The organism is Streptomyces sp. CB01201, from assembly GCF_002803085.1.
Taxonomy (GTDB): Bacteria; Actinomycetota; Actinomycetes; order Streptomycetales; family Streptomycetaceae; genus Streptomyces; species Streptomyces hundungensis.
On sequence record NZ_NNBJ01000002.1, the window covers coordinates 15,001 to 26,686 of the forward strand.

Consider the following 11,686-nt stretch of genomic DNA (forward strand, 5'->3'; position numbering starts at 1 on the left):
GTCACATCCCCATCAGGGGTCGGTCGGGGCGCGCCTGGCCGGTGGCCGCGTAGGTGGAGGAGGCGCCACCCTCGTACTCCCACGCCTCTTCCCGGTCCTGCAAGCGGTCGGCCGCCGAGGTGTCGTGCGGGACCGTCGCCGTGTCGTCCGCGTGCGGGACCGGCGACGGCACCGCGTCGTGCCGGCCAGGCAGCGGGACCATGTCGTGCCGGACCGGCTCCGCTTCGCGCACGGCCGCCTCCGCGGCGCCCACGGCCGCCTCCGCTGTCATGAGCGCGGTCGCCGTGAGCTGCGGGCCGGTGCTGTCGGTCGCGGCGGCCATCAGACGGGCGGCCGCGGCGGGGCCGGTTTCCGGCGGGATGACGAGGAGGTCCCAGCGTCCGGCCGTATAGGACAGCAGCAGGAGCTTGTGCGGGTCCTGCTCGTCCTTGAACCAGCCCGCCTTCACGACGTGCCCGGGTACGGGAATCCTCCGCGGGACGACCGGCCAGTGCTGGGGGTTCACCGCGACGCGCGTGATCCGGCCCCACCTCGGGGCCAGGGCGTCGATGAGTGCCGGCAGTTCACGCAGCAGGTCCCGGGACCGGGGCCACCAGGCGCCGTCCAGGAGGCCGGGGGTGCTGCCGGGGGGTTTCAGTGCGATACGTGCCGCAGGGCGTACGGAAGGCTCGGCCAGAGGAGGACGCCGGTCGATCGCGGTCGCGGACATGGCGCGAACCTGTCTCCGGGAACACCGTCCACGGACAGACGGCACCCGGTGCTTTTGCTCAACCGAGAACGACGTCAGCGTGGAAGCCAGTGTGCGAAATGCTCCCGGTTCCTCAACGGTACTCCTCGGCGCGGGCGAGGGGTGGCTCGCGGCGGCCGAGGAATCCCGGCGCAAGGCGGGGCCGACCCGGGTCGGACCCGGGTCGGCTCTGGGGCCGACCTTCGGACGACAGCCAACGCCGTCGTCGCGGGCTAATGGCATCCGGCCGAGGCCACCCCCTGCCGGGCCGCGTCCACGGTCGCGTACCGCGGAAAGGCGCCGGTGAGGTCGACGGCTCGCAGCAGCAGTCCGACGGCGCGCCCGGAGTAGACCAGGCGCAGCCATCCGGTGCGGTCCAGGCATCTCGCGCGCGTGGTGCACAGGGGGCCGAGGGCGGTGCAGTCCATGAACGTCACATCGGTCAAGTCGGCTACGAGATAGGGAATGCGGTTGCCCCGCTGGGCTTCGGCCAGCTTGCCTGCCAGGAGCGGGGTGGTCAGGATGTCGAGCTCGCCGGTTGCCCGGATCACCCGGTACCCCTGCGAGAGATCGGCGGTCGTGCCCATGTGGGCCGGCTCCTCATGACGTACTGCGTACGGGTGGGACGGAGTGGTCTGCGGAGGGGAGGGCCGGAGTCTGGGGCGCCCGCAATGAGCACAGTACGGCTTCGGGTTGACGCGGCGGTTCCGTCCGTCTCAGGTGCCGGAAATGAGCACGAACTGCTCATGCTCATCCGCTCGTTGTCGCAACCTGGCCGTTTTGGGCACCGATCCGGACCCGTCGTGTCGGCCGCCACCCCGCCCCCGCCGGCCCGTCCGGACGTGGGGCACCCGAGTGTCGGGTCCGTAGTGATCTGAGCGGAACCGGCCAACTCCGTTCCAAGGTGGCCGTGTTGTCACTGTTCGTACGCCTGCGCCGACCACCAGGATCGAGGGTGACGAGCCCGTCACGGAAGGTCATCGCCGGGCGGGTGCACCGCCGTGCCGCAACGGACTGCGGCGGTGGAATCGATCAGCGAGAGGGGACACCATGAGCGGCTCCCAGCAAGCTGCCCCATCCGACCTCCGTGCCGATGTCAGGTACCGCACCGACGGCAAGCACACGCTGTACGGCATCGGTCTGCGGTGGCGGATCGGGGAGAACGCCGCCGATCAGGGGGCGTGGCCGCCTCCCGAGGACTGGAACAACGGGGAAGCGCCCTATCCGCACGAGTACGAGGTGTGGATCAATGGTGAGGTGTGCCAGACGGTCTTCCTCCACTGGCCGGCCTGGGACTGGGCGCCGTCCAACTCGCACTGGGTGGACCTGGGTGAGGAGCCGGGTGCCGAGTACCGGGTGAAGATCCGGGCCAAGTCCGACGGCGGCTTCACCGCGTTCACCGACGAGGTGACGGTCGGCTCGGACCACGCCCGCCCGTGGTCGGCCCCCCGGCTGCCCCGGGGCGAACGGAGGAGCGTCGACGCGGGACCGCGGCACGGAACGGTCAACCACCCGCGCAGCCGCGCGGCCGTCGCGATCCGGGACTCGGACCCGTCGCGGATCTGTGTCGAGGCGCGGCGCCTCAACACCAGCACCACCTGGCAGGAAGTCATCCCGGGAGCTGCCCGGATGCTCGACGACTACCCGTGGAACAACGGGCAGAGGTATCTGGAGTACCGCAAGTTCTTCGAGGGTGCCACCGTCCCGTCCACGGGCAACGAGGCCTTCCGCGGCCTGGACCTGGCACCGGACGACACCCTCGGGGAGTGGCCGCTGACCGAGCTGGACACCTCGGCCCCCACCCAGACCTTCAGCTACGACTACACGGCGTACCACACGAACGAGACCTGGTCCCACCGGTGGTTCGTCACCCGCGCGGACTGGGATGCCGCCGGCGGCCTCCGCTGGGAGGACCTGGAGCCGATCCCCTTCCTGGTCGAGGTGCAGGGCTCGCACCATGAAGAGGAGTCGAGCGCCTGGGAGTTCGCGTCCTTCCCGCGCCGGACCGGGCGGGCGGCGATCGTGCACATCTGGGGCGGCCACGGCGGACCGGACACCCCCGACGGGAGCAACGGCGGCAAGACGGGCGAGTTCTTCGCGTCCACGTGTGACGTGATGCTGCGCAGCTGAAGCCTGGACGGCCGACGACCTGGAATCCGGCCAATCAGCGGCGCACGGCGGAGCAGCCCCCGGCCCGGACACCGCCCCGGCGCGGCGTTCTCCCAGGGGGCGGGGCGTGCCAGGAACTCCCTTCCTGGCACGCCCGGTTCAGGACAGATTCACATGCGCCGTCCACGATGTCCCGCCGTCCGGGCAGAGTTGACGGCCGGAGAACAGTCGAGGGCTGCCACGGGGCCTCGGCCGTGACAGGGCGGGGGCTCGGATGACGGCAGCGCACGGCGATGCGGGCGAGGACGAGGTCGGCGCGTTCGTCGACGCGTCCGCGAGGCTCACCGGCTTCCGGGCCGAGGAACTCAGGTCCCTCGGGATGGCGCAGGCGTACCGCGCCGTGGTGCTGGCACAGGCCGGCCCGCTGCGCTGCGCCCGACTGGTGGACGCACTGTCCGGGCCCGGGGCCGCCGCCCCGGTGGCCTTGGACGGCGAACTCCTGGAGCTGGGCCGGGACGTAACCCACCTCTGGTACACGGGCAGTTGGCCGGGCGGGCAGGGCGGGGGCGGCTCCTTCGTGGTCTCGTCGGCGTCGTATGCGGCGGGCCTGGTCTGGCGCGCGGTGGGTGTGCCCGCGCCGGGCAACCAGCTTGCCGGGTACGGCAGTTGGGCATCCGTTCCGGACGGGGCGGAGGAGGCCCGGTGGGCCGGGACGTCCGCCGGGGCGTCCGCCGGGGCGGAGGAGGCCCGGTGAGCGCCGGGGCCGGATCGCCCGCCTCGTCGCGCGGGCAGGAGGCGCCGTACGACGTGATCGTGGTCGGCGCGGGGATCGCCGGCTCTCTCGTCGCCGGGCAGCTGGGCGCGCGGGGCCGGCGGGTGCTGGTCCTTGAGGCCGGGGTGCGCGACGCCGACCCCGGGCAGGCGCACCGCGAGGCCCTGGAGCGGTACTTCGCCGCGTCGGCGAAGGGGCCCGGCTCGGCCCACCTGCCGAATGCGGCCGCCCCCTGGCCCGACGCCGCCGACCTGGCGGGGGCCGGGGACGGCCACCTCGTGCAGCGCGGACGGCTTCCCTACGGCAGCGGATACGTACGGGCCAACGGCGGCACCGGAAACGTGTGGACCGGGCTCACCCCGCGCATGCTTCCGGAGGACTTCGCCACCCTGACGGCGTTCGGGTACGGGCGTGACTGGCCGCTGTCGTACGCCGAGTTGGAGCCCCACTACCGAGCGGCCGAGCGCGAGATCGGGGTGGCCGCCGATGTCGGGGAACAGCGGCAGCGGGTCGGGCTGCCGTTCCCCGAGAACTACGTGTTTCCCATGCGGGCGATCCCCGCGAGCCGGCTGGACCGGCTGATGGCCGAGCGGCTCGACGGCACCCGGGTCGAGGACCCCGGCACGGCGGACCCGGTGGAACTGCGCGTGGTGGGCACGCCGCACGCGCGCAACGGCGTACCCGATCCGGCGTACGACGGCGGTGGCGGATACGTCCCCGTCGGGGCCCACGGCCGCCCCGACCCGGACAGCCGCTGTCTGGGCAGCGCGACCTGCATCCCGCTCTGCCCCTCCCAGGCCAAGTACACCCCGCTCAAGACGCAGTCCCGGTGGGCCCGTTCGGTCACGCTGGTGGACCGGGCCGTGGTCAGCCGGGTGCTCGTCGCACCGGACGGCCGGGCGACGGGCGTCGAGTACCTGGCGTACACCGCCGACGAGTCGGGCCGCACGGGCGAGGTGACGGCCCGGACCGCTTCGGCCCCGGTCGTCGTGCTGGCCGCGCACGCCATCGAGAACGCCCGGCTGCTGCTCCTGTCCGGGCTCGCCAACCGCAGCGGACAGGTCGGCCGCAACCTGATGGACCACCCGGTGCTGCTGACCTGGGGGCTGATGCCGGAGCCGGTCGGCCCCTACCGCGGTCCCGGCTCGACCTCGGGCTTCGAGGGCTTCCGCGCCGGACCGGCCCGGCGCGGCCGCGCCCCGTTCCGCATCGAGATCGGCAACTGGGGCTGGCTGTGGGCCAGGGGGCCGGTCGACGGCGATGTCGCCGAACTGCTCCGCAGCGGCGGCCCGGACGGCCGCGGCCTGTTCGGAACGGAGCTGCGCGAAGCCGTACGCGACCGCGTGGGGCGGCAGTTCGCCCTGCAGTTCGAGATGGAGCAGAGCGCCGACCCCGCCAACCGGATCACCCTGGACCCGGCCCTGCGCGACCGGCTCGGGCTGCCGCGCCCCGTCGCCACGTACGACCTCTCCCACCACGTCAAGGAGGGCGTGGCAGCCGCGAAGACGGTCTCCGACCAGCTCTTCGCCCGGCTCGGTGCCGAGGACCACACCGACTTCGCCGCCGACGGGAGCTGGCCCGGCCGCTACGAGCACAACGGCCGGGTGTACGGCTACCGGGGCGCCGGGCACGGCGCCGGCACCCACATCATGGGCAGCTCGCCCGGCACCTCGGTGGTCGACTCCTGGCAGCGCTGCTGGGACCACCCCGGCCTGTTCGCGGTGGGCTGCGGCAGCATGCCGTCCGTCGCCACCTCCAACCCGACCCTGACCATGGCCGCCCTCGCCCTGCGCAGCGCCGAACGCATCGAGGCCGACCTCGTCGAACGCCACCGCCCCGCCCTTCTCGACTCCGGAGCCGCCCGATGAGCCCGCTGCCCCTCCCTCCGGTTCCCGGCCAGTTCCAACTTCCTTTCCACTACGGGGCGTTGCATCAGATCGGCCTGGACTTCCCGGTCGACCCGGGCCCGGTCCGCGACCTGCTCGCCGAACACCACCCGGCGCTGAGCGCGGCGGAGTTCGGGGGCCGCTGCCTGGTGTCCCTCAACTACCAGCTGTACTTCGCCCAGTACCCCTTCGGCGGCGGCATCACGGAAGAGGTCGAGGTCAACATCGTCGCCTTCCCCACGGCGGCCGGGGACCGGGTGCCCGAGGTGACGTACGAGCAGTACGCCCAGGGCTTCGACCAGACCCGGCTGCTCGGCATCGCCCGCATCCACGTCCTGTGCGACAACCCGCTCGCCATCGACGCCGGCCGCGCCCTGTACGCGGAGCCGAAGTACCCGGGCTGGTTCGAGGTCGAGCTGCCCTCCCTCAACGGGCAGGCGGACAAGTCGAGTTGGACGGTGATGGCCCGCTCGGCCGGCATCACCCCGGCCGGTTCGGTCGACCGCCACGAGAACGCACTCTTCAGCTTCTCCGCCGACCTCGGCGGGCTCGCCGCGGTCCCCGCCAACAACACCCCCGTCACGGGCTACGGAACCGACTCCGACGGCCGGGCGCTGGCCGGCCCGATGAACCTCTACCAGCCCTACCACTGGTACGACCTGTCCGGCCCGGCCGCCGGCCGCACCCGCCTGACCGTCCACGACCCCGCCACCGACGTCGGCCGTGACCTGACCCGCCTGGTCGGCGACGCCCCGGCCGCCGGCGCCTGGACCTACCAGTCACCTCCGGTGGCCGCGCACAATCGGCCGTACTACCTGGCGTAGGCCGGACGGGGTGCGGGCGCGGCGGTCGTGGGGGCTGACGCACCGGCGGCGCCTAGCCGCGCAGGGTCCGGAAGAAGGCGCGGATGTCGTCGACGAACAGGTCGGGAACCTCGAAGGCCGGGAAGTGGCCGCCTTCGGCGTGCTCCCGGAAGAAGGTCTGGCTGTCCCCGGGCCCGAGGACCTTGCGGACCAGTGGGTCGCTGTAGAAGAGCGAGGAGGCCATGGGCACGCTCGACGGGCTGCCCCACCCCGGGTTGTCGGCGTGGGCGAGTTCCCAGTAGAAGTCGCCGGCCGCGGGGCCCGTGCGGGTGAACCAGTAGAGGCTCGCGGTGATCAGTACGTTCTCGCGGCTGATCGGTGTGGCGGGGTTCGCCCACTGCACGAACTTCTCGGCGATCCAGGCCAATTGCAGGATCGGTGAATCGGCCAGACCCGCAGAGAGGGCGTTGGGCGCGGTCGAGTGCAGCACCTTGTAGCCCTTCATCTGGGCCCAGCGGCGCTGCGCCGCTTCCAGTCCGGCCCGTTCCTCGGGGCTCAAGCCGTCCGGCACCGGGAGATCCTCGCCTGCCATGCCGAGTTGGAGCCGGTCGCCATGGGTGTGCGCGCCGATCACCCGGTCGGGCAGCAGCGTCACCACCCGGCCGGTCACGCCCGCCCCGAGGTCCCCGCCCTCCACGCCGAAGCGCTCGTAGCCCAGCCGGGCCATCAGCTCGCCGTAGGCCGTGGCGGTGCGTTCCAGGTTCCAGCCGCGTGCTGACAGCGGGCTGGAGAAGACGAAGCCGGGCAGCGACGGAATGACGACGTGGAACGCGTCGGCCGGATCTCCGCCATGGGCGCGGGGGTCGGTCAGCGGCCCGCTCGCCTCCAGGAACTCCACGAACGAGGTCGGGTAGCTGTGATTGAGCAGCAGGGGCGTGGCGTCCGGCTCGGGGGAACGGAGGTGCAGGAAATGGATGGTCTGCCCGTCGATCTCGGTCAGGAAGTGCGGGAACGCATTCAGCCTCGCCTCGTGGGCCCGCCAGTCGAATCCGTCCGCCCAGTACTCGGCCAGCTCGTGGAGGTAGGCCGGCGGGATCCCGTGATCCCACTCCGATTCGGCGCCGGGCACCGGATACGGCGAGCGGGTCCGCGCGAGACGCTCACGCAGGTCGTCGAGGTCGGACTGCGGGACGTGGATCCGGAAGGGGCTGATGTCAGCGCACATGATCGCGAATATATGGGCATTCCGGACAGGCCGCCATGAATGATCGGGGGGGGGGGGCGTGCCGGATGCGATACGTCCGGGATCGCGGGCCCAGGGGTGGCCGCCGGTGCCCGCTCGTCACGCACGGGCACCGGCGACCGCCCCTGCCGCCCCCGTCAGGAGAAGACGACGGAGCTGAGCTTGAGCTTGTCGCCGAGCTTGGTGCCGGGCTTCATGACGTAGTAGGTGTCACCTTCGCAGTCGGCCTCAAGGAAGACGGTCGCGGTGGAGGTGGTGAAGTTCCGGGGCGAGTGGCCGGGGGCGTCCCCCGAGGTGCCGGGCAGGTCGATACAGCGGCCGCTCGCCGGGTCGGCGACGCCGGCCTCCTGGCCCGTGCTGGTCTTGTAGAGGAAGTCGCCGGTGGTGGCGTGGGCGGAGGACGGTACGGCCAGGGCCAGCAGGAGCGCGCCGGCGGCCGCGCCGAGGGTCTGGTGGAGACGCATGAGCTCGATGTCCTTTGGTGAGGGGAGCGATTCGGCCCGAGCCTGCCGCTGTTCCGCCTCGCCCAAGCTTGCGACCACTCCACTTAACCCGGTTGAAGCAACGGCGAATCGATCCTGCCCCGCTGTGTGGGTTACGCCCCGCGCCGAGCGTCCCCTAGGGCGCGCGAATGGCATGCGGCCCGTACCCGCCCGGACAACGAACAAGGCCCCGGTCGCTGACCAGGGCCTTCGTTGTGGAGCGAGTGACGGGAATCGAACCCGCGCTCTAAGCTTGGGAATCAACGGGTGCTGCGGGGCTAGTGTGTCGCCTGACCTGCGAAAACGGGGCTTCGATGATTCCCTGGCGCGGACTGGGTTGCACCGTTGTTGACCGGGGTTTTCCGGTCTGGAGGGCACGGTTGGGGCACGCGGTGGCCGGGGCGGTCGGAGGGAGGCGCGATGGCCTCTCAGCTCCACTCGTGGCGTGCGCGCGCTCGTGTGATGGGAGAGCCGGGTTGCGGAAGCAAGGGCGCTCGGGAATGGGCCGTTTTCCCCCGCGGAGTGGTCCTGGCCTGCCACGCTGATCGTCGTGACATACGTCGTGAGCGTGGAAACCCACATCCCGGAGGGGGCTCCGGAGATGGACCCCCTGCAACGCGCCGGCGCGGTGGCGATCCTTGAATCCGGGCTCGACTCGGTGGAGGGCATCGAAGGCCCGGACGGGATGGAGGCCGACCTCCACGAGACGATCGTGGCGGTCTATCCGGGTGGGGCGTTGCTGAGGATATTCGTGGACGCTCCGGCGCTGGAGTTCGCCGAGGAGGCGGTCCGTTCGGTGGTGGGAAAGTTGCTGGAGCGGTCCGAGCTGCTGGCCGAGTGGACGGTCGACCGCTGCGAGGTCCAGCTCCACCCCGACCTGGCCCAGGAGAGCCTCGCCGCCGCTGACGGCCCGGACGCTCCGCCCGATGATCCGGCCTCCCGCAAGGCCCGCCATGCCGCACAGGCTGCAGCCGGGAGCGGCGGGGACGACTATGACGCGGCAGCTGATGCTGCGGCCACACGTGACCGAATGCTGGCCATGGCGGCTGAGCTGCGCTCCTTTTCGCCCGTCATGTTCGGCGTGCTCGACGACGAGGACGAAGAAGGCGACGAGCATGACTTTGGTGCGTTGCCGGAGGATGCCAAGCTCGCTGCCGGCGCCTTGGTGTACGGGATGCACGTATTGGTGGACGAGCTCTTCCAGGACGTGCAGACGTTGAGCCGGGAGCGCACCAACGTCGCCGAGTGCGAGCGGCCGTTCTGGCTGCTGGACGATTTGCCCGAGCGGTACGCCCTCCAGTACGACGCCCATTTCGCGCGCCGCTTCCTGGTGACAGCGATTGCCATGACGACTCGGTTCACCAACGGCATCTTCGGACAGCTCAGTTGTGTCGCGGAGGAGCTGGCTCTCCGCCTCCTGTTGCGCGAGGCGAAGGTCTGCTTGGACGTGGTCGGTCTCCTTGATTCCGGGGTGTCGGACGCGCTCGAATCGTTCGCTGCGAACGTCTACGAGGACATGGACCACGAGTGGCTGTACGACGACTCGATGGACGGGATCGACGAGAGCCCCGTCGGGGAGGCCCTGGGCATCGCGCCCATGTCGATCGGCTCGTGGTTCACCCCATTCAATGCTGGCCGTTACGTTCATCCGTATGCGGTGAAATACCGCGCAACAACGGTTAAGTGACTAGAGACGGGGCTCAAAAGGCGGAGTCCCGCCAAACGATGAGGACTGAAACGTATGATTCTGGCGAGCTCTGCGCAGACGTGGGGCCTGCCTCTTTCCGTGGCGGTGGTCTCGGGAGCGCTGTCAATAGCGGCAGCGGCCGTTGCTGCTCGTTCTGCCAAAGCGACGAAGCGTGCGGAGAATGAGGCCCAGCGAATCCGCGACCTAGAGGGCAGGATCGCGGAAAAGAAGTATGGGGTCTATCGCCCGATGATCAATCTCTTCCGTGACATCCTTGACCGGCGGCAGCCTGCGGAGGACGAACTGCGTGCGAGCATTTCAGAGTTCGCGACTTGGGTGAGCATCTATGGTTCGGATGGTGCGGTGAAAGCCTTCCATGACTTCATGCAGGCGGCTTACGCGGATCCTCCCCCAGCCATCTTGATGAGGCTCTACGCGGACTTTGTGATTGCAGCTCGCAGGGACATGGGGTATCCGGACACGGCTATCGACCAGAAGCACTTCCTGGGTATGCGCATCAACGACCTCTACCAACATCCCATGCTCCGATCCGTGGACAAACCGTTCGACGAGCTCTGTCGCGAACAGGGCTGGAATCCGCCATGGCGTCAATGAACTACGCGCTGACTTCTAGCATCCTGTGCGTGGGGGCGGAACGTGATCACTGACCGTCGAGCTGATGGTGCAACCGGCTATCCAGAGCAATCCTCTCGCTTATGAGCCGCGAGCTTACAACTGTGACGGTGGGCAAGCGAGTTACGCCCAGACACTCTACGCTCGTTGGCCATGGGCGTATACGCGAGCAGGAACCGTACAGACCCTTCGCCGAAGCGGGCTGTGGAATCGCAGTCCGAGTTCTTCGAGCGGATCGCGGGTCCGTTCTGGGATCAGGTTCGAGAGGTGATCAACGACTGGTGGTCACATTTTCCGAGCCAGGCCCAGGCAGGTCTGCGCAGCAGACTGCTGGACCGAAACTCCGACACAAATGTCTACTCCGCTCTGTGGGAGTTGTACCTGCACGAGATGCTGTTGGGTTCTGGCTGCACGGTGAGTGTCGAGCTGGGGGTGGGCAATCGTGGGAGGAACCCGGACTTCCTGGTGACGCGCGGGGGCGAACGGTTCGTCGTTGAGGCGATTTGGAAGACCCAGCGTCTGGGCGGAACCGTGTCCGACACGCTGCCGTCTCTTCTTGTCGATGCTATCGATAGCGTGCCGAGTCCCAACTTTTTCCTGTCCTACAGGGTCAACCGGGCGGGAACGACGACACCGCCGCAGAAGCGGCTGAAGACCGGTCTGATTGCGTGGCTCGCCGGCCTGGATCCGGATCAGATAGTCGCTGACCGCGAACATAAGTTGGCGCTGCCCGAGCATACTTGGGCCGAGGCTGGCTGGGACCTCTCGTTCGAGGCAATCCCTCGTAGCCCGGGCAAACGGGGTGATTCAACGAGCAGAGCTATCGGCATCCACGCTCCGGTTGCTTGGTTCAGTGCCGAGTCGGACCGGGTGCTCGACGCGGTCAAGGAAAAGGGGAGCAAGTATGGCGAGCTAGGGATGCCGTTTATTGTGGCAGTGGGACACGCAGCCTTGTTCCCTGAAGACAGCGAGGTCGAGACTGCGCTGTACGGGTCCTCGGTCGAGTATGTCCACAACGAATCACGGATTTTTGGTCGGCGGCCTGGCGGCTACTGGAATGCTGCCTACGATCATGCTCACAGCCAGGTCGGTGGTGTGCTCGTCGTCAAGAATCCGGCGCCGTGGACCTGGACGAAGAACTTGCCGGCCCTTTGGCGAAGCCCTGATCCAGACTCGCTCCCAGTTCCCGTGCTCCCAGCATGGGCAGCCGCGCAACTGGTTGGTGCCCACGTCGAACGCCAGCCACCGGCTCATCCCATCCACGCCGTGCTGGGCCTGCCGAAGGACTGGCCGATTGGCGACGCCTTTCCGCAGCGTCATTGATGCCACAGGCCGATTGGGTTA

11 protein-coding genes are annotated in these 11,686 nt (G+C 69.6%); 7 read left to right on the forward strand and 4 right to left on the reverse strand.

All coding sequences use genetic code 11. The features are described from left to right. Nucleotide 1 precedes the first annotated feature (1 nt). Together CG740_RS40760 and CG740_RS04895 are read right to left on the reverse strand one after the other, a co-directional pair. Nucleotides 2-709 (reverse strand): DUF5994 family protein, encoded by a 708-nt coding sequence (locus CG740_RS40760; RefSeq protein WP_234376077.1) that lies wholly within the window; start codon nt 707-709, stop codon nt 2-4. 251 nt (nt 710-960) lie between these two features. Further along, nucleotides 961-1,314: an anti-sigma factor antagonist gene (locus CG740_RS04895; RefSeq protein ID WP_100573710.1), complete on the reverse strand. Its 354-nt coding sequence runs from the start codon at nt 1,312-1,314 to the stop codon at nt 961-963. 463 nt (nt 1,315-1,777) lie between these two features. On the opposite strand from CG740_RS04895, the gene CG740_RS04900 reads away from it, so the two are divergent. The 4 genes from CG740_RS04900 (at nt 1,778) to CG740_RS04915 (ending at nt 6,318) form a co-directional block, all read left to right on the forward strand. After that, nucleotides 1,778-2,857 carry a lytic polysaccharide monooxygenase gene (locus tag CG740_RS04900; protein ID WP_100573711.1) on the forward strand — a complete coding sequence of 360 codons (1,080 nt, stop codon included), beginning with the start codon at nt 1,778-1,780 and terminating at the stop codon, nt 2,855-2,857. Between the two features lie 253 nt (nt 2,858-3,110). Further along, a complete protein-coding gene (locus tag CG740_RS04905) occupies nt 3,111-3,590 on the forward strand; it encodes a hypothetical protein (protein ID WP_199846342.1) in 480 nt (159 codons plus the stop codon). Beyond that, nucleotides 3,587-5,476 (forward strand): GMC family oxidoreductase, encoded by a 1,890-nt coding sequence (locus CG740_RS04910; RefSeq protein ID WP_100574233.1) that lies wholly within the window; start codon nt 3,587-3,589, stop codon nt 5,474-5,476. Before CG740_RS04905 ends, CG740_RS04910 begins: the two co-directional genes overlap by 4 nt. Beyond that, nucleotides 5,473-6,318 (forward strand): hypothetical protein, encoded by an 846-nt coding sequence (locus CG740_RS04915; RefSeq protein WP_100573712.1) that lies wholly within the window; start codon nt 5,473-5,475, stop codon nt 6,316-6,318. The genes CG740_RS04910 and CG740_RS04915 overlap by 4 nt, the downstream gene beginning before the upstream one ends. Before the next feature lie 52 nt (nt 6,319-6,370). Here the strand turns inward: CG740_RS04915 and CG740_RS04920 are convergent, their stop codons facing one another. Both CG740_RS04920 and CG740_RS04925 read right to left on the reverse strand, forming a co-directional pair. Next, nucleotides 6,371-7,522, reverse strand: coding sequence for an epoxide hydrolase family protein (locus tag CG740_RS04920; RefSeq protein WP_100573713.1), 1,152 nt, complete (start codon nt 7,520-7,522; stop codon nt 6,371-6,373). Between the two features lie 155 nt (nt 7,523-7,677). Then, nucleotides 7,678-8,004 (reverse strand): hypothetical protein, encoded by a 327-nt coding sequence (locus CG740_RS04925; RefSeq protein ID WP_100573714.1) that lies wholly within the window; start codon nt 8,002-8,004, stop codon nt 7,678-7,680. Nucleotides 8,005-8,572: 568 nt separating this feature from the next. Between CG740_RS04925 and CG740_RS04930 the strand changes: the two genes are divergently transcribed. The 3 genes from CG740_RS04930 to CG740_RS04940 all read left to right on the forward strand — a co-directional run bounded on the left by CG740_RS04930 (nt 8,573) and on the right by CG740_RS04940 (nt 11,665). Beyond that, nucleotides 8,573-9,709 (forward strand): hypothetical protein, encoded by a 1,137-nt coding sequence (locus CG740_RS04930; RefSeq protein WP_100573715.1) that lies wholly within the window; start codon nt 8,573-8,575, stop codon nt 9,707-9,709. A 54-nt stretch (nt 9,710-9,763) separates the two neighbouring features. Beyond that, nucleotides 9,764-10,324 (forward strand): hypothetical protein, encoded by a 561-nt coding sequence (locus CG740_RS04935; RefSeq protein ID WP_100573716.1) that lies wholly within the window; start codon nt 9,764-9,766, stop codon nt 10,322-10,324. 222 nt (nt 10,325-10,546) lie between these two features. Next, nucleotides 10,547-11,665 (forward strand): hypothetical protein, encoded by a 1,119-nt coding sequence (locus CG740_RS04940; protein ID WP_234376078.1) that lies wholly within the window; start codon nt 10,547-10,549, stop codon nt 11,663-11,665. The last annotated feature ends 21 nt before the right edge of the window (nt 11,666-11,686 follow it).